Annotated in this window: 27 protein-coding genes and 1 pseudogene; all 28 read left to right on the top strand. The window is 56.5% G+C overall.

Annotated elements, in window-relative coordinates; genetic code table 11:
* The first annotated feature begins 129 nt into the window (after positions 1-129).
* The 28 genes and pseudogenes from metG (at position 130) to GT003_RS09860 (ending at position 26,121) form a co-directional block, all read left to right on the top strand.
* Positions 130-1,767 carry a methionine--tRNA ligase gene (metG, locus tag GT003_RS09725; RefSeq protein ID WP_161696926.1) on the top strand — a complete coding sequence of 546 codons (1,638 nt, stop codon included), beginning with the start codon at positions 130-132 and terminating at the stop codon, positions 1,765-1,767.
* Between the two features lie 80 nt (positions 1,768-1,847).
* Positions 1,848-2,018: pseudogene (locus GT003_RS33130) on the top strand (SDR family NAD(P)-dependent oxidoreductase); the annotation flags it as partial.
* Positions 2,019-2,028: 10 nt separating this feature from the next.
* On the top strand, positions 2,029-2,592 hold the full coding sequence (locus tag GT003_RS09735) for an SDR family NAD(P)-dependent oxidoreductase (RefSeq protein ID WP_338045890.1): 564 nt from the start codon (positions 2,029-2,031) through the stop codon (positions 2,590-2,592).
* A gap of 114 nt (positions 2,593-2,706) precedes the next feature.
* Entirely contained in the window at positions 2,707-3,375 is a 669-nt protein-coding gene (locus tag GT003_RS09740) for a response regulator (protein ID WP_161697315.1), read from the top strand.
* A 3-nt stretch (positions 3,376-3,378) separates the two neighbouring features.
* On the top strand, positions 3,379-5,016 hold the full coding sequence (locus tag GT003_RS32465) for a HAMP domain-containing sensor histidine kinase (RefSeq protein ID WP_239565743.1): 1,638 nt from the start codon (positions 3,379-3,381) through the stop codon (positions 5,014-5,016).
* 289 nt (positions 5,017-5,305) lie between these two features.
* Positions 5,306-5,962, top strand: coding sequence for an FMN-dependent NADH-azoreductase (locus GT003_RS09750; protein ID WP_161696930.1), 657 nt, complete (start codon positions 5,306-5,308; stop codon positions 5,960-5,962).
* A 110-nt stretch (positions 5,963-6,072) separates the two neighbouring features.
* Entirely contained in the window at positions 6,073-8,481 is a 2,409-nt protein-coding gene (gene helD / locus GT003_RS09755) for an RNA polymerase recycling motor HelD (protein ID WP_338045883.1), read from the top strand.
* A 30-nt stretch (positions 8,482-8,511) separates the two neighbouring features.
* Positions 8,512-8,949, top strand: coding sequence for a GNAT family N-acetyltransferase (locus GT003_RS09760; protein ID WP_420831426.1), 438 nt, complete (start codon positions 8,512-8,514; stop codon positions 8,947-8,949).
* A 189-nt stretch (positions 8,950-9,138) separates the two neighbouring features.
* Positions 9,139-9,813 carry a TVP38/TMEM64 family protein gene (locus GT003_RS09765; protein ID WP_161696932.1) on the top strand — a complete coding sequence of 225 codons (675 nt, stop codon included), beginning with the start codon at positions 9,139-9,141 and terminating at the stop codon, positions 9,811-9,813.
* Between the two features lie 93 nt (positions 9,814-9,906).
* Positions 9,907-10,227, top strand: coding sequence for a hypothetical protein (locus GT003_RS09770; protein WP_161696934.1), 321 nt, complete (start codon positions 9,907-9,909; stop codon positions 10,225-10,227).
* Between the two features lie 31 nt (positions 10,228-10,258).
* Complete coding sequence (locus GT003_RS09775) at positions 10,259-10,513, top strand: DUF2164 domain-containing protein (protein WP_161696936.1); 255 nt, start codon at positions 10,259-10,261, stop codon at positions 10,511-10,513.
* Positions 10,514-10,558: 45 nt separating this feature from the next.
* Positions 10,559-11,035 carry a GNAT family N-acetyltransferase gene (locus GT003_RS09780; protein WP_161696938.1) on the top strand — a complete coding sequence of 159 codons (477 nt, stop codon included), beginning with the start codon at positions 10,559-10,561 and terminating at the stop codon, positions 11,033-11,035.
* Positions 11,036-11,140: 105 nt separating this feature from the next.
* Positions 11,141-11,692, top strand: coding sequence for an NUDIX hydrolase (locus tag GT003_RS09785; RefSeq protein ID WP_161696940.1), 552 nt, complete (start codon positions 11,141-11,143; stop codon positions 11,690-11,692).
* A 13-nt stretch (positions 11,693-11,705) separates the two neighbouring features.
* Positions 11,706-11,957, top strand: coding sequence for a hypothetical protein (locus GT003_RS09790; protein ID WP_161696942.1), 252 nt, complete (start codon positions 11,706-11,708; stop codon positions 11,955-11,957).
* A complete protein-coding gene (locus GT003_RS09795; RefSeq protein ID WP_161696944.1) occupies positions 11,954-12,499 on the top strand; it encodes a GrpB family protein in 546 nt (181 codons plus the stop codon). Before GT003_RS09790 ends, GT003_RS09795 begins: the two co-directional genes overlap by 4 nt.
* A 51-nt stretch (positions 12,500-12,550) precedes the next feature.
* The gene (locus GT003_RS09800; RefSeq protein ID WP_161696946.1) at positions 12,551-13,036 is read left to right on the top strand and encodes a tetratricopeptide repeat protein; all 486 of its coding nucleotides are present in this window, start codon (positions 12,551-12,553) and stop codon (positions 13,034-13,036) included.
* A 27-nt stretch (positions 13,037-13,063) separates the two neighbouring features.
* The gene (locus tag GT003_RS09805; protein ID WP_161696948.1) at positions 13,064-13,498 is read left to right on the top strand and encodes a GNAT family N-acetyltransferase; all 435 of its coding nucleotides are present in this window, start codon (positions 13,064-13,066) and stop codon (positions 13,496-13,498) included.
* Between the two features lie 18 nt (positions 13,499-13,516).
* A complete protein-coding gene (locus GT003_RS09810; RefSeq protein WP_161696950.1) occupies positions 13,517-14,245 on the top strand; it encodes a hypothetical protein in 729 nt (242 codons plus the stop codon).
* A 9-nt stretch (positions 14,246-14,254) separates the two neighbouring features.
* Positions 14,255-14,503, top strand: a complete 249-nt coding sequence (locus tag GT003_RS09815; RefSeq protein WP_161696952.1) for a hypothetical protein — start codon at positions 14,255-14,257, stop codon at positions 14,501-14,503.
* Between the two features lie 162 nt (positions 14,504-14,665).
* A complete protein-coding gene (locus GT003_RS09820; protein WP_161696954.1) occupies positions 14,666-15,376 on the top strand; it encodes a class I SAM-dependent methyltransferase in 711 nt (236 codons plus the stop codon).
* A gap of 361 nt (positions 15,377-15,737) precedes the next feature.
* On the top strand, positions 15,738-17,450 hold the full coding sequence (locus GT003_RS09825; RefSeq protein ID WP_161696956.1) for an ABC transporter substrate-binding protein: 1,713 nt from the start codon (positions 15,738-15,740) through the stop codon (positions 17,448-17,450).
* Between the two features lie 87 nt (positions 17,451-17,537).
* Positions 17,538-19,541, top strand: a complete 2,004-nt coding sequence (locus tag GT003_RS09830; protein WP_161696958.1) for an ABC transporter permease subunit — start codon at positions 17,538-17,540, stop codon at positions 19,539-19,541.
* Between the two features lie 18 nt (positions 19,542-19,559).
* Positions 19,560-20,393, top strand: a complete 834-nt coding sequence (locus GT003_RS09835) for a carbohydrate ABC transporter permease (protein ID WP_161696960.1) — start codon at positions 19,560-19,562, stop codon at positions 20,391-20,393.
* A 335-nt stretch (positions 20,394-20,728) separates the two neighbouring features.
* Positions 20,729-21,874 carry a Gfo/Idh/MocA family protein gene (locus GT003_RS09840; RefSeq protein WP_161696962.1) on the top strand — a complete coding sequence of 382 codons (1,146 nt, stop codon included), beginning with the start codon at positions 20,729-20,731 and terminating at the stop codon, positions 21,872-21,874.
* A 147-nt stretch (positions 21,875-22,021) separates the two neighbouring features.
* Positions 22,022-23,083, top strand: a complete 1,062-nt coding sequence (locus GT003_RS09845) for a zinc-binding dehydrogenase (protein ID WP_161696964.1) — start codon at positions 22,022-22,024, stop codon at positions 23,081-23,083.
* Between the two features lie 33 nt (positions 23,084-23,116).
* Entirely contained in the window at positions 23,117-23,956 is an 840-nt protein-coding gene (locus GT003_RS09850; protein ID WP_161696966.1) for an AraC family transcriptional regulator, read from the top strand.
* Complete coding sequence (locus tag GT003_RS09855) at positions 23,953-24,753, top strand: sugar phosphate isomerase/epimerase family protein (protein ID WP_161696968.1); 801 nt, start codon at positions 23,953-23,955, stop codon at positions 24,751-24,753. The genes GT003_RS09850 and GT003_RS09855 overlap by 4 nt, the downstream gene beginning before the upstream one ends.
* A 27-nt stretch (positions 24,754-24,780) precedes the next feature.
* On the top strand, positions 24,781-26,121 hold the full coding sequence (locus GT003_RS09860; RefSeq protein WP_161696970.1) for an ABC transporter substrate-binding protein: 1,341 nt from the start codon (positions 24,781-24,783) through the stop codon (positions 26,119-26,121).
* The last annotated feature ends 4 nt before the right edge of the window (positions 26,122-26,125 follow it).

A 26,125-nucleotide genomic window follows, 5' to 3' on the forward strand; every position in this document is an offset into this window, starting at 1 on the left:
TGTTTAAAGCGCCCGTCAACGCGGCGCTGCTTCGCACAAAACTAAGCCTATGCTTCCGATGTCAGTTTTGTTTTAGGCGCCCGTCAACGCGGCGCTGCTTCGCACAAAACTTTTAGGAGGGAAACCACCATGCCAAAAATCTTTATCGGCGGCGCTTGGCCTTATGCGAACGGTTCGCTGCATCTCGGACGGCTGGCCAGCCTGCTGCCCGGCGACGTGCTGGCACGTTATTATCGCTTGAAAGGCGAAGACGTGCTGTACGTCTCGGGCAGCGACTGCCACGGAACGCCCGTTGCCGTGCAGGCGCTGCAGGAGGGCGTGCCGCCGAGCGCGATCGCGGACCGTTACCATGCGGAATTCGCCGCATGCTTCGAACAGTTGGGATTTACGTACGACCTGTATACGCGGACGGATCAGCCCTTTCACCACAACGTCGTCAGGCAGCTGTTTCTCGACTTGCTGGCGAACGGTTACCTCTACAAGAAAACGACGCTGCAAACGTATTGCGAGACGGATCGGCGGTTCCTGCCCGACCGGTACGTGGAGGGGATATGCCCGGTATGCGGCAGCCGGGCGCGCGGAGACCAATGCGACACCTGTTCGACGCTGCTCGATCCGTCGGATTTGACGGACAAAACATGCAAGCTATGCGGCAATCCGCCCGTCGAACGAGAGACCGAGCATTATTATTTGGCGCTGTCCAAGTTTCAATCGGCCTTGTCCGAGTATGCAGCGAAAGCCCGGGGCTGGAAAGACAACGCGGTGCAGCAGACGAAACGATATCTCGAGGAAGGCTTGCAGGACCGGGCCGCTACAAGGGATTTGACATGGGGCGTCGACGTGCCTTTGGACGGCTTCGAAGAGAAGAAAATATACGTATGGATCGAAGCGGTCAGCGGCTACTTGTCGGCCTGCAAGCAATGGAGCGAACAGACCGGTGGCAGCTGGGAGGATTTTTGGCTGGACGGCCCTGACGGCATCTTGGCCTATTACGTGCATGGCAAGGATAACATTCCGTTCCATTCGCTGGTATGGCCGGCTATTCTGATGGGTGCCGGCGGCTATCATCTGCCTGATCGAATCATTTCAAGCGAATATATGACGCTGGAAGGGAAGAAGTTTTCCACGAGCGGTAATTGGGCCGTATGGGTGCCGGACGTGCTGAGCCGTTACCAGCCGGACTCGATTCGTTATTTCCTGCTGGCGAACGGCCCCGAGAAGCGGGATACGGATTTTTCGTGGCGGGAATTCATTCACAGCCACAACGGCGAGCTGCTGGGCGCATTCGGAAATTTCGTCAATCGAACCCTTGCTTTCGTGGACAAATCCTTCGAAGGCATTATCCCCGAGGGGAGCTTGAGCGAGGAGTGGCGGCGCAGCATCGAAGCGCTGTATGCGACGGTAGGCTTACTCATTGAACAAGGCCGCTTCAAGGAAGCGCTCGAATCGATCTTTGACTTCGTCCGCAGCTGCAACAAATTTTACGATGAACGGAAGCCGTGGGTGCAGATCAAGACCGATCCGGCAGCATGCGGGGATACGCTTCACGTCTGCACGCAATTCATCGTCAACCTGTCCCGGCTGCTCTCGCCGTTCCTACCGTTTGCCTGCGAGCGAATTCGGACGATTCTCTCTCTCGGCGAGGCAGCATGGGAACCCGTCAGCATTCCGGCTGGCAGACGCGTCGAAGGCCTGACGCTCCTGTACCAGCGCATCGACGCCGGCCGAATCGAGGAAGAAACCGGCCGCTTGGATGGACGGCGATAAAGACCTCTAAATCGCTGCTGCTTATGTTACAATTACTGGATAATGGCGAACGCAGCAACTTTATACAAGGAGGCAGCACCATGTCGATATTTCGCAAAACCGCCGTCATCACCGGTACTTCGAGAGGCATAGGGGAGGCGTTGGCCGCCGCGCTGCTCGCGCAGCAGTATCGCGTATACGGATTATCCCGGACTGCATCGGTCCGATTGGCGGAACTGAAGGGTTTTACGGCTGTTCCTTGCGATCTAACGGACGCTGCGCATACGGGAAGCTACTGCCGATCGATTGTTCCGCGACCTTGCCGCCGGCGCGGGCGAAGAACTGCTGCTCATCAACAATGCGGCGATGCTCGAGCCGCTCGGTCCGATCGAAACGCTGGCCGCAGCGGCTATGTCGGCGCATCTGCAGACCAGCCTGACCGCCCCGATGATTCTATGCGGCGCGTTCGTCCGGCATGCGCAGCGGCTTCCGATCGCCAAACGCATCGTAAACGTCACGTCGGGCTTGGCCGTCCATTCCGCACCGTCGATGAGCCTGTATTGCAGCAGCAAGGCGGCGCTGAACATGCTGACGCGCTGCATTGCCGACGAGCAGCGGGAGCGGCCGTATCCGGTCTTCGCGTATGCCTTGGACCCGGGAATGACGGATACGCGGATGCAAACGACGGCCAGAACCAGAGATGCGGCCGAATTTCCGCTGCAGCGCTTCTTCGCGGAGAGCTTCGAGCAGGGCAAGCTGCAGTCGCCCGAACGGGTTGCAGCCGAGACGCTTCGTCTTCTGGAAGACGACCATCCGAACGGAGCCGTGCTTCGAGCCTACGCCTGACCTTGGATGCAGGACGGGGCTGTTCATATTCCGTTCACGTAACGATTCTATAGTAGCTGGTATAACGTCCGCGAGAAGCGGGCGGTCAAAGGATTCGAGGTGGAGAGCATGGCAGTGACAACGATATTGGTCGTGGATGACGATCCGCATATTCGTGAGCTCGTGCGGCTGTTTCTGACGCGCGAAGGCTTTCATATCCTAGAGGCGGAAGACGGCGAGGACGCCCTGCGCGTCCTAGAGCATACGCCGGCGCAGCTAGTTATTCTCGACGTGATGATGCCGAACATGGACGGCTGGGAGCTCTGCAGGGAGCTTCGCCGGGATACCGAGCTTCCGGTGCTGATGCTGACGGCCAAGAGCGAGACGAGCCAGAAAATCAAAGGCTTCGATCTCGGGGCGGACGACTATCTCGTCAAGCCGTTCGAACCGCTCGAACTGGTGGCGCGGGTTAGAGCGCTGCTGAAGCGTTACCGGATCGCGACCTCGCAGAGCGTACAGGCCGGCAACGTGCTGCTGAACCGGGAAACCTACGGGGTTAGCTTGGACGGGGAATCCATGTCGCTTCCCCTGAAGGAGTTCGAGCTGCTCTTCAAGCTGGCCAGCTATCCGGGCAAAACGTTTTCCCGCGAACAATTGATCGAGCAGCTGTGGGGGTTCGATTACGAAGGCGACGAACGCACCGTCGACGTGCATATCAAACGGGTACGGGAGAAGTTTCCCGAGGAGCGGAGCGGGCTGCGCATCCAAACGATTCGCGGCCTCGGTTACCGGCTGGAGGTCTGATCGATGAACGAGCCTCCCAATAGCAAGCGGAATAGGGCCGACCGGGCACATAGACGCAACGACGGGGATCGCGGCCATGGTCATGTCAACGGTAATCATAGCGGCGACAACGACAGCCCCTCCAACCATAAAAGCAATCGCAAGGACCGCAAGGACCGAAAGGACCAGGGAAACAACCGCGGCCGTGACGCGAACGCATCGAGCAAGAAGCCTGCGCTTTGGCTGCAGACGCTGAAGATCATCGCAGGCATGCTTCTGATGAATCTGATGACGTATTTTTGTTTTAGCGTTTCTTATACGGTCGTCGGTGTCGTTCACGAGAAAAAAGGACATACGCCGGTGACGGAACGGCAGCTGCTGGACGGGCGCTTGATTGCGTCCGCCTATGAAGGGAAGCCGGAAACGGCGGAATTGACGAAGATGCTTCAGGCCTTGTCGAAGGAACGCCGCTATACCGTGACGTTCGCGACGGCGGACGGCAAACCGGTGGTTATTGCGCCGGCCGGCGAAACGAAGACGGTCAGCAAGCTCACCGAACAAGATAAAGAGCAGGTGCTCGGCGGCTCCGAAGTAAAGCATGTTTATCGAAAATATCCGTTCTCCGAAGGCACGGCAGTCGCCGGGGTTCCGATTACGGTCGGAGGCGAGCGGCATGCGATTTTCCTGGAAGAGAAAGCGCCGAGCCTGTATCAAGGCTTCTGGCAGCAGGTCATGACCGTCTTCTTCGGGTTCCTGCTCATGTTCATTCTCATGCTGCTCATCGGACGACCGTGGCGGGAGAGGGGCGGCGTCTACGTCTACATTTCGGCCATTCGGAAGATGTCCAAGGGAGATTTCACGGTCATGATCGACAAACCGGAGCGGATGCACGGGCATTTCGGAGAGCTGGCGACCAGCATCAACGATATGGCCATGGAGCTGAATCAGATGGAGCAGATGCGCCAAGCGTTCATCTCGAACGTCTCGCACGAAATCCAATCGCCGCTGACTTCGATTCGGGGGTTCGCCCGCGCGCTTCAGCAGGATGGACTGGAGGAGCAGCAGCGGCAGCATTATGCCGGCATCATCGAATCGGAGAGCGTTCGGCTGTCGAAGCTGAGCGACAATCTGATGAAGCTGACGACGCTCGAGGCAGATCAGCAGAGCCTCCATCCGAAGTCTTACCGGCTGGATCATCAGCTGCGCTCCACGATTCTCGCGCTCGAGCCGATCTGGACGGAGAAGGACATCTTGATGGACGTTCATCTCGAGGAGCGCGTGCAGTTAAACGGCGACGAGGAGCTGCTCTCGCAGGTTTGGATGAATTTGATCGCCAACAGCTTGAAGTTCACGGACGTGGGCGGAAGCGTTTCGGTCGAGGTCAAGCGTATGCCGGAAGGGGCAGTCGTTGTCGTATCGGATAACGGCATCGGAATCGCGGAGGAGGATCTGCCGCATATCTTCGAGCGTTTCTTCAAAGCGGATAAATCGCGCAGCAGGCGGGAGAACGGAAGCGGGCTTGGACTGTCGATCGTCAAAGTCATCGTGGATATGCACGGCGGGCAGTTAACCGCAAGAAGCAAGCTGGGCGCAGGAACGACGATCACCGTCGCGCTGCCGAACTTGGCGGCCGGGCAGGCCGGTGCCGAAATCGATCGCTGATAGCCCGGCCTCGCAAGCGCATTGCGCGTCGGCGCTGGAATTGCGCGCTGGACTATGCTATAACATGAAGACGGCGAATTCCGGTTCGCTGTCCGATCGTTATAGCTATTTTGCGTCCTTCGCGCGTTCGTTATGTATCATGCCGCCATTGGATTCGGTTAATAAAAGGCATTGCCGCCAATAAAACTCGTCCTGGCATGCGCTTCCCCGCTACATGGTTCACTTCCTTGCGGAACAACCTATGGAGCGTGTCAGTCATTCTATTGCAGAGGCAGGGATCGCATCAAATATGGCGAAATTATTGTACATTACCGCGCATCCGCATGATCATCAAGTGTCCATTAGCATGGCTGTAGGACAAGCGTTCATCGATGCTTACCGCGATTCTCATCCTCAGGATGAAATCAAGCATTTGGACCTGTATAACATGAATATTCCGCATATCGACGCCGACGTGTTCAGCGGCTGGGGCAAGCTTCGGGGCGGCAGCCAATTTACGGAATTATCATCCGGGGAACAGCAGAAAGTAAGCCGGCTGAACGAGCTCGTCGATGAATTCGTCGCCGGCGACAAATACGTGTTCGTCACGCCGATGTGGAACTTTTCCTATCCGCCGATCATGAAGGCCTATATCGATTCCATCTGCGTCGCCGGCAAAACCTTCAAATATACGTCGGAAGGCCCGGTCGGGCTGCTGCCGGACAAGTCGGCGATTCATATTCAAGCGCGCGGCGGTATATATTCTGAAGGTCCTGCCGTCGGCATTGAATCCGGTCACCGCCATTTAGCGAGCATTATGTCGTTCTTCGGCATCACCGATTTCAGCGGCATATTCGCCGAGGGCCACGCGGCGGCGCCGGATAAAGCGGACGCTATCAAAGCCAAGGCAATCGAGGAAGCGAAAAAAGCCGCGGTCAGCTTCGGCAGCGCAAAAGTCAAGGCATAGCATAGCGGATCCCGGCTCCCCTTCCGTCCTTCGTCATGCACGAAGGATGAAGGGGAGTCGTATGTATACATAACGAATTTCGAGCGAGGATATAGGAAAGGGTGTTGCAGGTGAGCGAGAAAGAATCCGAATGGACAGCCGAGCAGGAGCGCGTGGATCTCGTCGTGGGGCAGGTCGAGACACGCATCGCGGGCCTTGAGCTGCAGACGTCCGACATGTACTCGGAGATGGTCGATATCCGCAAAAACTTCTGGGATGACGTCACTGTCAATTTCGAGGATTCGGTCGAAATGGCCGAGTCGTTCGCGAGCTTGAAACAGCAGGCGGAAGTCTTGTCCGAACGGGAGCGCACGCATCGCCATGCCGCCAGGCAGCTGAAAACGCTGCGAAAGCTGAAATCGTCGCCGTATTTCGGCCGCATCGATTTTATGGAGAACGGCGAAACGGCAGCGGATCAAGTTTACCTCGGCATCGCTTCCCTGCGCGATAGTGCGGACGAGGCGTATTTGATTTACGATTGGCGGGCGCCGATTGCCAGCTTGTATTACGACTATCCGCCAGGGCCCGCTCAATTGCGGACGCCGGCCGGACTCATACAAGGCGAGCTGCTGCTAAAGCGGCAATTCGTCATACGCGACGGCGAAATCGTCAGCTTATTCGACACGGGCGTGACCATTGGCGACGAGCTGCTGCAGGAGGTGCTGGGCAGGCACTCGGATGCGCAGATGCGCAGCATCGTCGGCACGATCCAGCGGGAGCAGAACCGGATCATCCGCAATGAACGAAGCCGGCTATTGCTGGTGCAGGGGGCCGCGGGAAGCGGCAAAACCTCAGCGGCGCTGCAGCGCGTCGCGTATTTGTTATACCGCTTTCGCGGAACGCTGAGCGCCGATCAGATCGTCTTGTTCTCGCCTAATCCGATGTTCAACAGCTACGTATCCACCGTGCTCCCGGAGCTCGGCGAGGAAAACATGCAGCAAACGACGTTCCAGGATTACTTGGCGGCCCGGCTCGGCCATTCCTTCAAGCTGGAAAATCCGTATGCGCAGCTCGAATACGCGCTCAGGGCGGAGAAAGAGCCTGGCTATGAATCCAGAATGGCGGGAATTCGTTACAAAGCGACGACGGGTTTCGTTCGGCTGATCGACGGGTATCTCGGCGTCTTGGCGTCATACGGAATCATTTTCAGAGACGTGCGGTTCCGGGATGAGCTGCTGATGTCCGGCGAGGATATCCGTTCTTACTTCTACGGGCTCGATCGCTCCATCGCGGTACCGAACCGGATGCGCTTGACGGCGGAATGGCTGCTCGGACGGTTGAAAGAGCGTCAGAAGAGTGCGCTGAAGGAAGCCTGGGTCGACGAAGCTGTGGAGCTGCTGGATAAGGATACGTATCTGAAAGCCTACCAGACGCTGAAGCGTCAGAACCGAAAGCTGAAAGACGATTCCTTCGACGATTTCGACCGGGAGCGCGAGCTGCTGGGCCAGTATATCGTCCTGGAGGCAGTGAGACCGATACGATCGCGGATCAAGAAACTGACCTTCGTCGACGTCCGCTCGACGTTCCTCAAGCTCTTCTTGGATTCGGAAATGGCGGCGGCCGCGGCCGCGCATGCAGGGATCGAGCTTCCCGAGAAGTGGGAGACGATCTGCAAGGATACGATCGACCGCCTGCTGCTGAAGAAAATGGCTTACGAGGATGCGACGCCGTTCCTCTATGTCGTGGAGCGGATTCGCGGTTTCCAGACGAATACGTCCGTGAGGCATGTGATCGTCGACGAAGCGCAGGACTATACGGCGTTCCAGTTCGCGTATATGCAGCGATTGTTCCCGTTCAGCCGCATCACGGCGCTCGGCGATCTGAATCAGTCGATACAGGCGCATGCGGTTAATAACGATTCCGATACCGGCTTCGCGGCGCTTGCAGCGTTATTCCCGGCATCGGAATCGGAAACCATCGTGCTCAGGCAAAGCTACCGTTCCACGCGTCCGATCGTGGAGTTCACGAGCATGCTCATTCCGGGCGGCGAGGGAATCGAGCCTTTCAACCGCGATGGGATGAAGCCGATCCTGACGGTCGCCCAAGACCGCGATGATCTGCACCGCTCCATTCGAGAACGGCTGCTTTCGCTCGCGGAGCAAGGGAACCGCACGATCGCCGTCATTTGCAAAACGGCCGCGCAAAGCTTGATGGTGCATGAAGCGCTTCTCGGCGTCGGACCGATCCGGCTCGTCGAATCGGAAACCTCGACGTTCGAGCCGGGGATCGTCGTCATTCCGTCCTATCTCGCCAAAGGCGTCGAGTTCGATGCGGTGCTCATCTACGACGCTTCGGGCTCGCAGACCGGCTACGGCAAAGAAAGCGAACGTCGATTGTTCTACACCGTGTGCACCCGAGCCATGCACGAACTGCACATCTTTGCGCTGGGAAGCGCAGGGCCGTTCCTGCAAGGGCCGGTCGAGGCTTATTATGGTACCGCAGCCGATTCCGCGGATTTGCAACCGAACGAACGTACGTGATTCGACGAGAAAGAGAAAGAGGTTATTGAAGTGGACTATATACGCGTTACATCGCAAGACTTGCTGGAAGAAGCGATTGCCGTTCGTTTTACCGTGTTCGTCGACGAACAGAAGGTGCCTGCGGATTTGGAGCGGGACGAATACGACGATTCGCCTGCCGCCTGCCATCATTTCGTGGTCAAGGATAATGGCAAAGCCATTGCTGCTGGCAGATGGAAGGAATACGAGCCGGGCATTGCAAAGCTGCAGCGAATCGCCGTCCTGCTTCCTTACCGGGGTACCGGCGTGGGACGGAAGCTGATCGCCGCCATGGAAGCCGATGCGAAGGAAGCCGGATATACGGCATCCATACTCGGCGCGCAGTGTACGGCGGAGGGCTTCTATCATAAGCTTGGCTATGAGACGGAGCCGGGCGAGCCGTTCCTGGATGCGGGCATTCCGCATGTGAACATGCGCAAGACATTATAACCGATTAAGGACGAGGCAGTATGGGCTGCTTCGTCCTTTTTTGCTTGTGCCTCCCCAAGACCGTTTTCGTTCTCATTGTCATCCTAACGCCGCTTCTTCCATGCGGAGCAAAACGTTATAATGGATTCATAGGTTCTATTCGAAAGCGAATAGAGGATGTCGAATGACGATTGAGGCTGATGCTGGACCATGGACCAAGGAGGCAACTCAAGCAAGGTCAAGAAAGCTTGGCGGCGATGGCTGCCGCTTCCCGTATATCTCGTTATGCTTGTCGCTGTGTGGACGAATAAGACCGAGCTGCTGGATTGGCTGCGGTCGGGCGACGTCTCGCCGGAGATTCTGCTGCTCTGCGTGACCGTGTTAGCCTGCGTGCCCGTTATTCCGTTCAGCGTCGTGATCGGCACGATGGGATATCTGTACGGACCGCTTGCGGGCGCGCTGATAAGTTTGGCCGGCGCATGGCTGGCGGCGCTGCTTATGTACGCGCTGTTTCGCTACATGCTGCGTGACCGGGCGCGCGCGCTGCTTCGGCGCTATCGGGTGACGGAACGCTGGACGGCCCTGGTCGAGCGGTATCCGTTTCGATCGATCCTGCTGGCGCGGCTGATACCGATCGTCTCGCAGCCGGCGGTGAATGCCTACGCGGCTGCGGTGGCGATTCCGTTCCCGGTCTATGCTGCAGGCTCGCTGCTCGGCAAACTGCCGGCGATGTTCGTATTCGCTTTTATCGGCGGCCGGATATCGGGCGATCGTCGGTCGCTGCTGGCGGCCGTCGCGGTGTATGCAGCCTTCCTGCTGCTCGTGTATGCGGGGAATCGGCTGTGGCTGCGGAGGGGAAGGCCGGAGCGGAAGCAGGGAGACTGAGATTTACTCCATTCTTCTTATTTTCCAATATTTAGAATGCCGCTATAATAGGAGAGTACGAATCGAGAGATGGAAGAGTTCGAGGTGGATGCTATGAAACGGTTGATTACCGGTGGATTGATGATGTTTGGCGGGATTGCGTTGTATATTTCATCGACAAATGCAGCCGTTCACTATTTGCCTTTGGTTACCGAGTGGCGTTCGTCGGTATTTCAAGAAGCGCTTCGCAAGACGGGCGGAGCCGGGGCTCATACGGCCGGTATATGGCTGATCGCGGTTGGATTGCTGATTCTTCTCTATGTCAGTTTCTTCGAGGGCGTTATTCGACGTTACGCCGGCGCGTCGATGCGCAAGATGCACGAAGCGAACGAAGACTGGGAGAAGCGGGATACGAACTCGAACGTCGGCCCTTAGCCATGTCCGAACGAAACGGAGGAGAAAGATCATGTTGAATTTGAAGCTGCCCAGGGAAGAAAAGGAAAACCTCATTCAGAGCGTTCAAGCGTATTTCGAGGAGGAACGTTCCGAATCGATCGGATCGATCGGCGCGGAGGCGTTGATCGATTTTATGCTGAAGGAACTTGGGCCCTATGCGTATAATCAAGCCCTCGCGGATGCCAGGAAAGCCATTCAGGATCGAGCGGCTCAACTCGAGGATGACCTGTACGGGCTTGAAAAACCGATCCGCCATCTTCGTTAAGGCGTGAGGCAGGAAACGGCGGAATGCTGGAAGGGAGGCATGGGGATGTTCTCGCAGCGGGCCTTAAGGGACGATGATCTGGAGACGATCGCTTCGTTCCCGCAATCGGCGGACGAATTGTTCTATATGGGGCCGAGGTTTGTTTATCCGCTCACGGCAGAACAGATCGTACGGAAGCTTGAAGATCGACATGCGCCTACCGTCGTTGTCGATGAATCGACGGAATCCGTCGCGGGCTACGCCAATCTCTACGATTGCAGCGAGGAGCAATGCTGGCTCGGCAACGTCGTCGTTGCGCCTGAATATCGCGGCACGGGCGCGGCGGACCGCCTGATCGAGACGATGAAGCAAAACGCCCGAACGAGGTTCGGCGCGCGGCGTCTGGTGCTCTCGTGTCATCAAACGAACGCGCGCGGGCTGGCGTTTTATCATAAACGCGGCTTTAAACCGTATGACCTGAAAATCATCCCATTCGAAGGCAGAGGCATGGTCATCACGATTCAGATGGGCATTGATCTCTGAAGTGGAAGGGATCGGTCCGATGAACCCTGCACCGCAAATGATCGCGTACGGCCGAACGGCGGAAGTATTCGCGCATAAGGACTGGCGCGCCCAAGGAGGATCAAGATGAGACAATTAGATCGTAATCGCTACGCGACCTTGGCTTCGCCCGTGGATTGGGGGCCCGTGATCGGGCGATTTACCCTGCACGAGGAGGCTGGCGACGAATCCCTCGTCAGCAATGTCAGTATGATCCCGTTCGTCGGCAGCCAGGTCGTCATGATGCAGGTAGACAACGGGCGGTGGGAGCTTCCCGGTGGTACGCTTGAGGCTGGCGAACATTACTTGGACGGCTTGAAGCGCGAACTGATGGAGGAGCTGGGGGCAGCGCTGATCCATTATCGGATCTTCGGCTCATTCCATTGCGAGTCCAGCGCATCGGCGCCGTATCGGCCTTATATCCCGCATCCTTATTTCCGGCGGCTGGTCGGGTATGGCGAAGTGGAGATCGTCGGGTCCCCCCTTAATCCGGAAGATGGCGAGCAGGTGACGCGCGTGGAGACGGTCGAGATCGAGGAGGCCGTGCGAAGATTTCAAGAAGGCGGCCGCTATGATTTGGCCGAACTCTTTCTCCTCGGCTATACGTGTCGAATGGAAGATTCGGAGCGGAGCGGTTGAGAGGGGAAGAAGGATGAAAAAGCGCTGGCGCACGATATCCGCTGGAGCAGCGATAGCGGTCCTATTTCCCGGGATTGCCTATCTGGCGCTCCTCGGCATTCAAACCGTGCTGCAGCATGACCCAGGAGATTTTCAATATCGCGATAGTTACTTCTTGGTCGTGCATTTCGGCTGGGCAGGTTATTTACTAAGTACGGCGGCAATGGCGTTATTGTACACGGCCGTCTGCGTATTGCATGCGGCCCTAAGGAGGATAAAATCATGAAAGAACAGGTTGTCATCGTTCCCTATGATTCGAATTGGCAAGCCGAGTTCGCGCAGATCGGCGCATCGCTTAGGCAGGCGCTGGGCGAGAAGGCGCTGCGAATCGATCATGTCGGTTCGACCTCCATCGTTGGCTTGGATGCCAAGCCCGTCATCGATATTCAGATTTCCATCGCAACGTTCAATGAACTGCATGCCATTTCGGATCCCTTGGCAGCGCTTGGTTATGCGCAGCGGGAAGACAATCCGGATCTAACGAAGCGATATTTCAGGGAAGCCGAAGGCATGCGAAGAACGCATATTCATGTCCGGGAGCTTGGAAGCTTCACCGAACAGGTATCGCTTCTGTTCAGGGATTACGTGCGTACCCATGCGCACGAGGCCAAACGTTACGCAGCCGTCAAGCATTCGCTGGCAAAGTCGCTTCGCCATGATCGCGATCGTTATACGGAGGAGAAGGAGCCGTATATTTGGGATATCCTGCGCAGCGCGAGCAAATGGAGCCAGAAAATCGGCTGGAAGGCCGGAGCTTCGGATGTTTGATCGATCCTGCGGTCTTCGTTCCGGATCTTCGAAGGGACGGGGGCTGCCGACATGACCGCACTGTCAGAGGCTGTCGCGCTTCGAGAACAAGGCCGGTTGGAGGAAGCGCGTACGGCACTTCGTTCCTTGATCGACATGGAGCCGGACAATCCGGAAGTCTGGTATCACTATGCATGGGTGCATGACATGATGGAATTGGAGCGGGAAGCGGTTCCTTATTATGAGAAAGCGCTTCGGTTGGGACTTGCGGGCGAAGCGCGGCAGGGCGCCATGCTCGGACTTGGCAGCACGCTTCGTACATTAGGCCGTTACGAACAGGCGAGAGAGGTATTGGAAGCGGCGATCGAGGCGTATCCCGATCGGCGGGGATTTCAAGCTTTCTATGCCATGGTACTGTACAACTTGAAGGAGCATGCGGCATCCATGCAAATTCTGCTGCATCTGGTCGCCGAGACGAGCGGTGATGAAGGAATACTGGCCTACCGCAAGGCAATCGGCTTCTATGCGGACAAGCTGGACCGCATTTGGGAGACCTAGGAGACTAAGAGAGGGCGAGGGTAGAGCATGACGAATGCACAGCGAAAGCCGGAACCCGCGCGTTCCCAGGAGGAGAGCGCCTATGTGCGTAATCAGCTCATCGCCTATAACGCAAGCCGGCTGCCGGAGTCGATTCGAGACCGTTACGAAGAGATTCATCTCATTCAACGGGATGCGGAAGGCACAATCGTCGGCGGATTGCTAAGCGAGTACTGCTGGCAATGGATCGAAGTCCATATTCTATGGGTAGACGAGAATTGCCGGCGCGAAGGGCACGGTACGGCGCTGCTGGAAGAGATCGAGCGCATCGCGCGCGAGAAGCAGTGCAGCTTCATCAAACTGAACACCTTCTCGTTTCAGGCGCCGGATTTTTATAAGAAACACGGCTATGCCGAATTGGCGGTCATCGACAATGCCCCGTTAGAACACCGGCATTACTATTTCATCAAACGGATCAGCTAACAGAGGAGACCTTCAACCATGAGTCCTTTAGTCGCAGCCTTCGTTCCATTCCTCATGTTCATCATGCTGATTGGCTGGCTATGGAGAAACCAACGGAAAAACAAACGATTGACGAAAACCAAGCCGCAGGGATTCCCGCTCTATCCCGTAAGCTTCGAGGATGCGCCCGACATGCCGAGGCCATTCGGCTACAAAACCCAATGGTTCGCAGTACGAACGACAGATACGCGGGTGGTGGCAGATGCCCTGCGTCTCGGGCAGCTGCGGCGAGCGAACTGGCGGACGGGGATGGCCGGCGCCGAGGCCGGCTACTACTATGTCTCGCCGCCCGTTCAGGGGTGGACGCTGGTCGTGAATCCGTATATGCCGGATCTTGGCGGATCGGAGGAGAGGGGTCCGATTCAAGTGCTGGAGCAGCTCAGCCTTGCTTTCGGCGAAGCCTGTTATTTCGCTTCCCACCGCATCATCGGCTATTACGCTTGGATAAAGGCGCAGCAAGGCGCTATCGTCCGCGGTTACGCGTACATCGGCGAGCGGGGAGAGACCATTCTCGACCAGGGCGGCCTTAGTCCCGCCGAGCGCGAGGCGAATCTGGCTTTCGCCGAATCCGATGCCGAAGATCCTTCGCTGCCGGACGAAGAGGACGTGCTCGTGATGGCAAGGAAATGGACCGTGGATCCAACGTTCGACAGCAACGGCAGCGAAGCGGGGACGGGGCTTGCCGGCGTTCTCGAAGCGGCGGAGTAACGGATCGGAATGAAGGAGGGGATTCAGGATGTGGGTCTTCGTGATTTGGCTGTTGAGCGTTTTCTTTGGCTGCTTTCTGCTCAACTGGATCATCCGTTCGGCCATCGACGGCTCCGTAATCGGCTCGATGTTTACCGAATTGCAGACCATGAGCAGCAGCATCCAGCGCGAACAGCAGGAGATGAGGAAGCAGATGGCGGAGTTATGCGCATTCATTCATGCGCAGAACGAGGTTATTACATCCATGAGAGCGAATGAAAGCAGCGGAACCGGAAGCTCTTCTTCAAGCCGAACGCCTTCAATTATCGAACCAACGAGCCAAGATCCTTCAAGCCATGATCCATCCAGCTTATAGCTGATGCAGGCTGGACATTGCCGCGTATCAACAATTCATCCCCTAATTCGAAGGCAGGAAAAGCGATGGAGCGTATTGCTTATATTCGAGCGCAGGAGAAGCGCTATCATGATGCGTGTTACTCGCGGCATAAGTTATTTGAACCCGGATCCTGGCTGCATAAGCCTGTACGTACTGTAATGGAGCTGCTGGCCGAATTCGAGGGTTACGATGAATTGCGAGTGCTCGACCTGGGATGCGGCATCGGCCGCAATAGCATCCCGATCGCGCAATCCTTGCTAGACCGGCGGGGCAGCGTCGTATGCGTGGATCTGCTGGAATCCGCTATGGCGAGCCTTGCCGTATATAGCAGGCAGTACGGTGTGGAATCCTATATTCGGCCCATCCACGCGAGCATCGAGGATTATAGAGTCGAGCCGGAGAACTTCGACTACATCGTCGCCGTATCCGCGCTGGAGCATGTCTGCTCGCAGAAGGCGCTTCGGGATAAGCTTGCCGAAATAACGCGCGGTACGAAGCCGGGAGGCATTAATTGCCTCATCATCGGTACGGGATCGACCGAAACGGCGGCGGATACCGGCGAAATGCTCGATCCGTTGTTTGAAGTCAATCTGCCGACGGCGGAAATGCTCCGACTGCTCGATGAACAGTATGCCGGGTGGGAGTTCTTGCTCCGAACGGTGAAACCGCTCGTATTCGAGATCGACCGCCAGGGAAGGCCTGTCAAGCTGGCATCGGATTGCGTAACGTTCGCAGCGAGGAAGCCCGCGGTCTAGGGTGGTCGGACCGATCGGCCCGCTCTTCATACGGCTTAGAAGTAACGGTTCCTAAAGCGCGCTGCTTATCTCGCAGCGCGCTTTTTTTGTCGTGCGAGGCAGTGCGGACGCAGGCGATCCACTAAAATATGGGTTGCTTTTTTCGGGTTATACAGTATACTTTAATCATTAGGTATATTGATTGTATGGTTTTCCTGAAAATCAGTATACTTATTACACGAAACGACAAAGACTTACACCAATCGTCAAGGGGAACGTCATGGAAGCGAGGGATGCTGTAGAAGTGTCGGAAAGCATGATCGTATTACTGTTTTTGTAAGCGTATACAAGTTTGGTCGACAATCCACGATGAGGTGAAAACATGCCAAAGAGAAGGATTCGAAAGCTTTCGATGGTGTTGGTCTTTTGCCTAATGGCAACGCTGCTTTATGCATGCGGCGGCAATAACTCCAACAACGCAAACACAACGACGACAAACGACGCAAACAGCAATGCGAATACCGCCACGAACAACAGCACTACGCCGGCCGATACCACTAACGACACCGCTAATAATGACGCGGCTGCGAATAATGGTTCGGGTAACGAACCTGCGGAGCCGGCCGCCGAATGGCAGGGCGAGATCAACATCAACGTCAGCAGCACGAACAAAGCCGGATGGAACGCCGTTGCGGCTGCCTATACGGCCAAGAATCCGAAAGTGAAAATCAATGTCGACCTGAAGCCTGACGGCTACGCGGATTGGCTTCGCGCCCAGCTGACGTCGGCAACGCCGACCCCTGATATCGTTAACGGCAACGTCGTTGCCGATCTCATCAAGACGAAATTCCTCGGATACAACTCCTACCTGCAGCAGCTTAATCCGTACACCAATAACGTGTGGATCGATGATTTCAAAGATTTCGCCACGCAAAGCAAGGACATTACGACAGGCGATTATTACAACTTGAACTTGGAGACGGTCCAAGTAGCCTGGTTCTATAACAAGTCGATTTTCGAGAAGGTCGGCGTTACGCCGCCTACGACGTGGGATGAACTGGTCGAGGTTTCCAAGAAAATCAAAGCGGCCGGCTATATTCCGATCGCGCTCGAAGGCGACTATGACAGCTTCTGGTCCGGTTCGGTCGGCTGGCTGATGCGGATTTACGCGGATTCCTACCTGCGCAGCAAGTTCAAGGACGTTCGCTGCCAGCCTGGCGATTTCTGCTACGACGAAGAGGTCGACGGCACTTGGCAGGAGAACATCGCCGATCCGCATAACGACGACGATGCACTGGTTAACAAGAATCCGCTCCGTCAATGGAAAGCCATTCAGGATCATACGCTGAACGTTACCAATGACGATTACAAAGAAATGTACACGAATTTCAAGAAGCTCATTCCGGAATACGTGGAGAACGGCTTCTTCGGCACGAAGAAAGCTTACCCGCTCTTCCTGAGCCAGAAAGCGGCTATGCGGCTTGACGGCGCTTGGCTGATCACCTCGTTCGACAAGGATCTGACGGACAGCGAGAAGAACGGCGGCAGCAAAACGGCGCTCCCTGCATTCGAATACGGCGTCTTCCCGATGCCGAAGATGGAAGGACCGAACGTGGACGCTCCCGTTCGCACGATCGAAGTGCCGATCGGCTTCCTGTCGGTCGTGAAGAAGGATCAAGCGCATAACGATCTGGTCATGGACTTCATGAAATTCTATGCAAGCGCTCCGGGCTACAGCGTATACCTGGACGCGACGCTGAAAGACGGCCAAGGCATCTCCGGGCCGCCGATCCTCAAAGGCGTACAGGTCGATCCGAAGATTCAAGAGAAATTCGATAACCTGACGCTGCTCGGCAACTCCGAGAAAGGCAACGCGATGGGCGCGGTATCCCGCGGCGTAGCCGACTTCCAGCCTTCCGTTCGCGAATGGGTCAGCTTGGCGCAGGAATATTTCTCGGGCAAGAAGACGGTGGATCAATTCCTCGAAGCCTACCAGAAATCGCTCGACAAGAACTTCGAAGGCGCGCTGAAGTCACAGCATCTCGAGCTTTCCGATCTGACGACACCGGAGAAGAAGCCGCCTGAACGTAAATAATCTTCTGCAGCGCAGCAAGGCAGAGTGGGATGTGTTCCCTGACACCCCACTCTGTTTTAATTATGATCGGCGATGGAGGATATATTCATGATCATAGCCCGCACGAATGAATCGAAGCCTTTCCCACTGCGAATATGGACGGTTACGGCCGTTGCCCTGCTGATCGTCGGCATAGGATTACTCGTCAGCGCGCTGCTCGTGAAGCAGCAGCTGAAACAGCCGGTAGAATGGAGCGCGGATACGGGGATCCTGCAAAGTGCCATCGCTCTCGGCGGCGATCAAGGTTTCGTCGTCGGCAATAAGTCCAATAAGATCGTGAAGATGGATAAAGCAGGCAAGGAATTATGGTCGGTGCCGACGACGGGCACCGTGACCGGCCTTGATCTATCGCCGGACGGCAAGCGGCTCGCGGCCGTTACGGAAGATCGTAAAATGATCATCATGGACGTCGAAACGGGCAAGCAGACCGCTGCGTGGGACGTTCCGTATCCGGCCGTAGCCGTCAAATGGGGCGAGAACGGGAATATCGCCGTATCGACCGGGTTGGCCGTCAAATACAGGGTCTATACGTATTCCGACGCAGGCAAACGACTGACGACGTTCAATCAATCGATCGCGGTCCGGGCGCTCGCATTTTCGGATTCGGGCGATTTGGTCATCGGGACGAACGCGTCAAGAGTCATGGTGATCGACGCCGAAGGCGCCAAGAAATGGGAGTATCTATCGCGCGCGCCGATCGTCGGCGTAGCCGTAGAGGGCAAAACCATCTATTATCTGGACAATGCAGGCAATTACGGCGCGTTGAACGACAAAGGGAAGCTGCTGTGGAAACGGCATGTGTCCGGTTCGTTCGTCGGGATGAATCTCTCGCATACGGCGTCGCGGCTGGTCTTCGTCACCGAATTCGGCGGCGTGCAGCTCGTCTCCGCCAAGGACGGCGCGTTCGTGACGAAGCTGGATATTCCGGAATTGAACAAGGATGGCGCTACCTCGGGAATCAGCATTGCGCCGGAAGGCGACAAGGTGCTCGTATTCGGCAATTTGGCCGTGAAAGTCAACGTCGATGCGATGGCAAACTACGATTCCAAATCCGGCATTCATGACAGCTTGACGACGATCCTGATCATCGTTCTCGTCTTGTTCGTTCTCGCGGTCGTCTTCCGTTTATTGATGGGCAATCCCAAGAGCCGCAAGAAGACGCTGCTGCTGTTCAAACGGATCTGGCAGAGCAAAACCGCTTACTTGCTGCTTGTCCCGACCGTTGCGCTGCTGCTGCTGTTCAACTATTATCCGGCGGTCTCGGCCTTCTATCATGCGTTCACCGACTGGAGACCCGGCGCCCGCACGCATTTCATCGGCTGGGACAATTTCAAGAAAGTCGCGGACAGCCATTATTTCTATATCGGCCTGAAGAATTTGTTGTACCTCGTCGTGACGCATTTCCTAAAGCTGGCCGTTCCGCTCGCCGTTGCGGTGATCGTATTCCATATCATCTCCGAGAAGGTGCGGTACTGGATTCGCAATCTGTTCGTATTCCCGATCGTCATGCCGTCGATCGTCGGCGTGCTGGTCTGGCAGTTTATCTATGATCCGAACTACGGCTTGCTGAACAACATTCTGACGGCCGTCGGGCTGGATTCGTGGACGCATTCGTGGCTCGGAGAGACGAATACGGCGCTGACGTCGATTATATTCATCGGGATTCCATGGATTAGTCCGTTTGCTTTCCTCGTCTTCTATGGCGGGTTGATTGGTATACCAAATGAAATCTACGAAGCGGGCAAGCTGGACGGCATCGGCCGATTCAGACGCTTCTTCAGTCTGGAACTCCCGCTGTTGACCGCGCAGGTCCGGCTGCTGCTCGTGCTGACCTTCATCGGCACGATGCAGGAATTCAACGCGATCTATCTGACGACGGCCGGCGGACCGATGGACAGCACGTACGTGCCTGCGCTCGAGCTGTACTATTCCGCGGCGAAGTTCAGCGATTACGGCTACGCCTCGGCGATTGGGGTCGTGCTGTTCGCGGCCATCCTGGTCGGCACGCTATTCCAAATGCGGATGAAGTCTTCCGTCGAATACGACGCGTAGCGAAAGGGGAGATCGGACATGGAAAAATCGAGCAAAGCGCTGAAAGCGGGCACCTGGTCCATTCTGGGTCTGTTGATCCTGTTGACCTACGTGCCGTTCGTCTTGATGATCGTCATCTCGTTTCGGAACAACGGCCAGATTTTCACGCATTTCTGGTCCTTGCCGGATCCCTGGATCTGGCGCAATTACGCGGACGTGTACAAAGAAATATCGCGGAACATCTTTAATTCGGTCACCGTCTCCACGATTGCCACGGCCGGCGTCATCTTCTTGTCGTCGCTCAGCGGCTACGTATTCGGACGGCTCCGGTTTCCGGGGAAGGAAGCCATCTACTACCTGATTCTGTCCTTGATGATGGTTCCGGGCATCCTGACGATCATACCCTTGTTCATTCAAGTAACCGGCTATCACCTGGAGAATACGTGGTATGCGCTCATCCTCCCCTGGGTAGCGGGCGGACAGGTATTCGGCATCATCCTCTGCCGGACGTTCATCGGCTCGCTGCCGGGCGAGCTGTTCGAATGCGCGCGCATGGATGGCGCCTCGGAATTCACCAGCTACTTCCGCATCGCGCTGCCGCTGATCCTGCCGGTCCTGATCACGCTGGCGGTCATCAACATCGTCGGTAACTACAACGATTTCATATGGCCGCTGCTCGTCATCAACAGCGACGAGAAGCAGATGGTCACGGTCGTCCTGAATTCCATCGGACAGAAGTCCGGCGTCAACGTCACCCAGTACGGACTCCGCATGGCCGGCTATATCATGTCCAGCCTGCCACTGCTCATTCTGTTCTCGTTCGGGATGAAATACTATATTTCGGGCGTCACGTCGGGTGCAGTGAAGGGCTGACCGCCAGAATGCATAAGGAACCGGCGACAGTACAAAAAAACCTTCGATCCCATGTGTAGCGGGATTGAAGGTTATTTTGCTTGCACGATTTGATATCCGTCTTACGTGAGCGGCGAATCGATCAAGGTAGCAAAGTTGAAAGGATGGACGACTTCCGCATAATGGAAATCGGTCCTTTTTTTATGTTTTCACGACGGCATTAAACCTGTAAAACTGATTGTTAATCCTGTATTTGAACGCTTATCCAGGTAGCCGGTCCCTATATATAATAGGCTTACGACTTCTTTAGAAGTGATTGGCATCCAAACTACATGGAAGAATCGGAGTGAACGCGGTTGAACACGATCAAGGTAGGCATCGTAGGTACGGGCTTCTCGGCAAGCTTCCATTTGGAAGCTTTGCGCCGGCTCCCTTATGTAGAAGTAGCCGCCATTGCGGGCAGTACGCTCGCGAAGGCGCAAGAGGCTGCGCATAAATACGGCATTCCGCGGGCTTACGGCACGCCCGAGGAACTGATCGCCGACGGCGATGTGCAAGTGGTGCATAACTGCACGCCGAATCACTTGCATTTCGAAATCAATGAAGCGGTGCTGCTTGCCGGGAAGCATCTGTTATCGGAGAAGCCGCTCGCCATGAACGCCGAGCAATCGGCAAGGCTCGCGGAGCTGGCCAAGCGGCATGGCGCGGTCAGCGGGGTCTGCTTCAATTACCGGCATTACCCGCTCGTGGCCGAGACGCGCCGCCGGATTCAGAACGGTCAAACCGGACCGGTTCATCTCATTACGGGCGGTTACCTGCAGGACTGGCTGCTCGAAGAGACGGATTATAACTGGCGCCTGCATACGGACCTGTCCGGCGAGACCCGCGCGATCGCGGACATCGGCTCGCATTGGTGCGACTTGGCGCAGCATCTGACGGGGCAGCGCATCGTGGAAGTGTTCGCGGATCTGAAAACGCTCTATCCGACCCGCAAGAAGCGCCTGCCAGGGCTCGGGCCGGACGGGAAACCGCAGTACGAGGACATTGCCATCTCGACGGAAGACTTCGGCAGCGTGCTCGTCCACTTCGAAGGGGGCACGCACGGCGTCTTTACCGTCTCGCAGGTCAGCGCCGGGCGCAAGAACAAGCTGTTCATCGATCTGTCGGCCGAGAAAGAATCGCTGCATTGGGACCAAGAGCTGGCGAACAAGCTCTGGATCGGCCAGCGCGGCACGGCCAGCCGCGTCGTCGGCTGCGATCCGGGGGAGCTGTCGGAGGAAGCCGCAGCCATGGTCCACTACCCGGGCGGGCATGAAGAAGGCTGGCCGGACGGCGTGAAGAACCTCTTCATCGATTTCTATCAAGCGATTCGGAATAACGAGGATGGGCGCAAGGCGGGCCAAGCGACTACATTCGCTTCGATCGAAGAAGGGCATTACATGATGCGCATTCATGATGCGATAGTCGAAAGCTGTCGTAATAAGTCATGGGTTCGGGTATAATGAGCCTGTAAAAGTGATAACTATCCATAAATCCGTGATAAGGACATCTTCCTAAAAGCCCGATATACTTGGGTTGTAAGCGATACCAGATAACTCAATAAATGATTAGTATCAAATCTTTGGAAACGACAATCGGAGGTCAACAACATGCCAAAACAACTACTCGCGGCGGCGCCGCGTAAAGCAGCGATCGGCGATTACGAAGAACGCCAGCTCCAACCGAACGAAGTCAAGGTCAAAGTCGAATACGCATCGCCGAAGCATGGCTCGGAGCTTGCCGGATTCCGCGGCGAGAGCCCGCATACAGCCGATTATTTCGACGAAGAATGGAACATGTTCCTGACGCGCGAAGCGAGCGACAAAGAGACGGACGGCGGCTTCGGCAGATGGAACCTCGGCAATCAATGGGTCGGGATCATTACGGAAGCGGGAGCGGACGTAACGGAGTATGCGATCGGCGACCGCGTGTGCTGCTACGGCGGAGTTCGCGAGACGCATATCGTGAATGCCGTCAATAACTATTACCTGAAGAAAGTGCCTGCAGGCATGTCGTGGAAAAACGCGGTCTGCTTCGATCCGGCTCAATTCGCGCTCGGCGGCATTCGCGACGCGCATGTTCGCGCAGGCGACCGGGTTGCCATCTTCGGTCTCGGCGCAATCGGCCAAATCGCCGCGCAAATGGCCAAGCTGGCCGGCGCGAGCTGGGTAGCCGTCATCGATCCGATCGAGAAACGCCGCGAAGTCGCGATTCGTGCCGGCGCGGACGCTGCCTTCGATCCGGTTAACCAGGACGTAGGCTTGGAACTGAAGAAAGCGACCGGCAAGCTCGGCGTCGACGTTATCATCGAGACCAGCGCAAGCGAATTCGCGCTTCAATCGTCGCTTCGCGGCTTGGCGTACGGCGGTACGATCGCGTTCGTCGGCTGGGCGAGAGCCTTCAAGGGCGGACTCGACTTCGGACGCGAAGCGCATTTCAACAATGCCAAGATCGTCTTCTCCCGCGCATGCAGCGAACCGAATCCGGATTATCCGCGTTGGAGCTGGAGACGTATCGAGGACGTTTGCTGGGACATGCTGCTTAAAGGGCAAATTAACTGCGAAGAAGTCATCAATCCCGTCGTGCCGTTCCTGGAATCCGCCGAAGGCTACGAGCAATTCGTGGACCAGCGTCCTGACCTCAGCATCAAGCTGGGCGTAAATTTCGTTTAACAGCAACCGATATACTCGAAGGGGGGAGACACGATGAATCATCAGCTGGATTATCTGCTGCAGAACGCCGAACTGAAAATCGTGGAATTCGACATGAATTGCCGAACCGAAATGCGGACGTTCAAGCGGACTCTCCCCTGTTATATGATGTCCTATCACAAGAAGGGCAGCGCAAAGCTCCGGATCGGAACGGAAACGTACGATATTCAGCCGGGGTCCATCATTTACGTACCGATGAACGTGGAGCATGATCACTATAAGACGCGGACGGACGAAACCGAGTTTCTGTGGTGGCATTTCACGCTTCAGATCGCCGGCGTCATGGACGTCATGAAAATGTTCCAAATTCCGTTCATCTTCAAGCTGAACGATGCCGAGACGTTCGAGAGGACGTTCATGCAGTTCATGGAGGCGACGTCGGGCAGCCGGCCGCTGCTGCTGACGGCCATTCTCAAACAGGCGAAAGCGCTGGAGCTGCTCTATATGATTCTCGACAGCGCGCTCAACCAGCAGGAGCTGATGGGAAGCCTGAACCAATCGCAGAGCTTCCTCAATCTGCTGGCCCGCATCGTGCAGCATCCCCAGGAGCAGCTGTCGCTGCAAAGCCTGGCGGAAGAACTCCATATGCACCCCACATACATTTGTAACCGCTTCAAGGAATTGTTCGGCAAGTCGCCGATGCAGGTGCAGCGCGAAATGAAAATTCAGCGGGCGAAGACGCTGCTGGAGACGAGCGAAATGTCGATTACCGAGATTGCGCAGGCTTTGGGCTCCAACGAACCTCAAAACTTCACGCGGCTGTTCAAATCCTATGTCGGCGTCTCGCCGACGCAATATCGCAATTTGAAACTCAAATGGAGGGATACGAATTGAAATTAGCAACGCAGGATAGATCATTCTTCGGCTCCACGTACGAGCAGAAGCTCAACTCCTTGAAGACGCTGGGCTTCGAAGGCTTCGAGATCGACGGCCGCAACCTGATCGACCGCTATGACGAAATCCGCAGGGCCGTCCTGTCGACTGGCATTCCGATCAGCTCCGTCTGCGGCGGTTACCGCGGCTGGATCGGCGATTTCGACGCCGAGGAACGGGCGAAAGCCATCGCGGACATCGGCGAGATTCTGAAATACACGGGCGACATCGGCGCTGCCGGCGTCATCGTGCCCGCCGCCTTCGGCATCTTCTCGAAGAAGCTGCCTCCGTTCCAATCGCCGCGCGCCGCGGACGAGGAACGCCGCATCCTGCTCGACTCGCTCGCGCAATTGAACGAGCACGCGCTGAAGGCCGGCAGCTTCCTGCTCCTCGAACCGCTGAACCGCTACGAGGATCATATGATCAACCGTTTGGACGAGGCAGGAAGTCTCATCCGCGAGGGCGAGTTCGCTGCCGTCGAGATCATGGCCGACTTCTTCCACATGCAGATCGAAGAGCCGGACGTGAACGCAAGCCTGCGCGCGGAAGCGGACCTGATCGCGCACGTGCACTTGGCTGACAGCAATCGTCTGCAGCCTGGCTACGGCCATACCGATTTCACGACGTACTTCCAAACGCTTCGGGAGATCGGATTCGACGGCTATATGGCCGTGGAATGCGAGCTGGCGCCCGGAGACGGCATGCAAGCCTACGCGGAGATGGCGGCCTACTTGAAGTCGTGCATCAACGCTGACTAAACAGACGAAACTAGGGAGGGTCATTCTATGAATAATCGTTTTCCGAAATTGTTGACCGTACTATCGTTATCGGCCATGCTGACGCTGTCGGCGTGCGGCTCGTCATCCAATAATAATGGAAATGCCGCGAACGCCGGCGGCAACGGCGCGGGTCAAGAGGAAGAATCGTTCACGCTCAAGGTGCCGGACGCCGAAATTTGGGGCGAAGAAAGCTCGGCGCTCCAGACGATGTACGACTTGTACGAGGACAAGCATCCGAACGTCAAGCTGGAGCAAGTGACGATGAAGGACGATCAGACGCTGGCGGCCGCGCTCGTCTCCGGCGAAGCCCCCGATCTCATGCTGATGGATCCGTCCGCGGCGAAGGAACGCTTCAAGAGCAACTACATCGCCCCGATGGACGAGTACTACACCAAGTACGGCTGGGACCAAACGATGTACAAGTGGGCGAAGAACGCCTACGTCGAGGATGGCAAGGCAATCGGCATTCCTTGGAACTACGAAGGGCTGATCGTGATGTACAACGAGTCAATGTTCAAGGAAAACGGTTGGACCATCCCGACCAATTATAACGAGCTGATGGCGCTGGTGCCGAAGATCAAGGACAAGGGCATCATGCCGTTCGCTTGGGGCTCTTCCGACAATCCGGGCGTGGATGACTGGTGGGTAACCAGCATCGTCAACAGCGTGCTCGGTCCGGAAGGCACGAAGCAGCTGTTCTCGGGCGATACGAAATGGACGGACCCGACCATCGTGGACGCCATTCAGCGCTACAGCGATTTCTGGAACGCCGGTTACGTCACCGACAAGAAGTCGTACGCGATCTCCCAAGAGGACAGCATGCAGCTGTTCCTGACAGGCAAGGCAGCGATGCGTCTTGACGGCACCTGGGCCTTGGCGAGCGACAACGAGCCGGACTTCGATATCGGCTTCGCTCCGTTCCCGAGCTGGAAGAAGGACGGCACGCCGGTCATTCCGCTCGGCGTCGGCGGCGGTCTCGTCATCAACGCGCAATCGGAGCATAAGGATGCCGTCGCGGAGCTGTTGAACGATTTCTTCAGCCCCGAGGTCGTGAAGGAGATGGCCGCGCATGGCATTCCGGAGCCGGTCGAGACGGATTTCAGCACGATGGAGCTGAAGCCGAACGTATCCAAGGCGCTTGATATGATCAATGAAGCGGCGCAAGCCGGGTCAAGCGGATACGTGGCATGGTCGTACGGACCGCCGCGCGTCGTGCAAGTGCTCGAATCGGATTTTCCGAGCGTTTACCTGAAGAAGACGACCGTTCAGGATTGGCTGGGCAATCTTCAGAAGTTGAAAGAACAGGATGTCGCGGAGAAACGCCTCTTCGACTTGCAGAACTACTAATAGA

Source organism: Paenibacillus sacheonensis, from assembly GCF_009909195.1.
GTDB classification, from domain to species: Bacteria; Bacillota; Bacilli; order Paenibacillales; family Paenibacillaceae; genus Paenibacillus_Z; species Paenibacillus_Z sacheonensis.

What these genes read in the sequence shown, in the direction of transcription:
- GT003_RS09800 (WP_161696946.1), top strand. Translation starts at nt 12,551, where the DNA reads ATGACCGCACTGTCAGAGGCTGTCGCGCTTCGAGAACAAGGCCGGTTG.
- GT003_RS09770 (WP_161696934.1), top strand. Translation starts at nt 9,907, where the DNA reads ATGAAACGGTTGATTACCGGTGGATTGATGATGTTTGGCGGGATTGCG.
- GT003_RS09780 (WP_161696938.1), top strand. Translation starts at nt 10,559, where the DNA reads ATGTTCTCGCAGCGGGCCTTAAGGGACGATGATCTGGAGACGATCGCT.
- GT003_RS09765 (WP_161696932.1), top strand. Translation starts at nt 9,139, where the DNA reads ATGGACCAAGGAGGCAACTCAAGCAAGGTCAAGAAAGCTTGGCGGCGA.
- GT003_RS09820 (WP_161696954.1), top strand. Translation starts at nt 14,666, where the DNA reads ATGGAGCGTATTGCTTATATTCGAGCGCAGGAGAAGCGCTATCATGAT.
- GT003_RS09850 (WP_161696966.1), top strand. Translation starts at nt 23,117, where the DNA reads ATGAATCATCAGCTGGATTATCTGCTGCAGAACGCCGAACTGAAAATC.
- GT003_RS09795 (WP_161696944.1), top strand. Translation starts at nt 11,954, where the DNA reads ATGAAAGAACAGGTTGTCATCGTTCCCTATGATTCGAATTGGCAAGCC.
- GT003_RS09775 (WP_161696936.1), top strand. Translation starts at nt 10,259, where the DNA reads ATGTTGAATTTGAAGCTGCCCAGGGAAGAAAAGGAAAACCTCATTCAG.
- GT003_RS09790 (WP_161696942.1), top strand. Translation starts at nt 11,706, where the DNA reads ATGAAAAAGCGCTGGCGCACGATATCCGCTGGAGCAGCGATAGCGGTC.
- GT003_RS09750 (WP_161696930.1), top strand. Translation starts at nt 5,306, where the DNA reads ATGGCGAAATTATTGTACATTACCGCGCATCCGCATGATCATCAAGTG.
- GT003_RS09830 (WP_161696958.1), top strand. Translation starts at nt 17,538, where the DNA reads ATGATCATAGCCCGCACGAATGAATCGAAGCCTTTCCCACTGCGAATA.
- GT003_RS09805 (WP_161696948.1), top strand. Translation starts at nt 13,064, where the DNA reads ATGACGAATGCACAGCGAAAGCCGGAACCCGCGCGTTCCCAGGAGGAG.
- GT003_RS09860 (WP_161696970.1), top strand. Translation starts at nt 24,781, where the DNA reads ATGAATAATCGTTTTCCGAAATTGTTGACCGTACTATCGTTATCGGCC.
- GT003_RS32465 (WP_239565743.1), top strand. Translation starts at nt 3,379, where the DNA reads ATGAACGAGCCTCCCAATAGCAAGCGGAATAGGGCCGACCGGGCACAT.
- GT003_RS09815 (WP_161696952.1), top strand. Translation starts at nt 14,255, where the DNA reads ATGAAGGAGGGGATTCAGGATGTGGGTCTTCGTGATTTGGCTGTTGAG.
- GT003_RS09785 (WP_161696940.1), top strand. Translation starts at nt 11,141, where the DNA reads ATGAGACAATTAGATCGTAATCGCTACGCGACCTTGGCTTCGCCCGTG.
- GT003_RS09845 (WP_161696964.1), top strand. Translation starts at nt 22,022, where the DNA reads ATGCCAAAACAACTACTCGCGGCGGCGCCGCGTAAAGCAGCGATCGGC.
- metG (WP_161696926.1), top strand. Translation starts at nt 130, where the DNA reads ATGCCAAAAATCTTTATCGGCGGCGCTTGGCCTTATGCGAACGGTTCG.
- GT003_RS09825 (WP_161696956.1), top strand. Translation starts at nt 15,738, where the DNA reads ATGCCAAAGAGAAGGATTCGAAAGCTTTCGATGGTGTTGGTCTTTTGC.
- GT003_RS09835 (WP_161696960.1), top strand. Translation starts at nt 19,560, where the DNA reads ATGGAAAAATCGAGCAAAGCGCTGAAAGCGGGCACCTGGTCCATTCTG.
- GT003_RS09810 (WP_161696950.1), top strand. Translation starts at nt 13,517, where the DNA reads ATGAGTCCTTTAGTCGCAGCCTTCGTTCCATTCCTCATGTTCATCATG.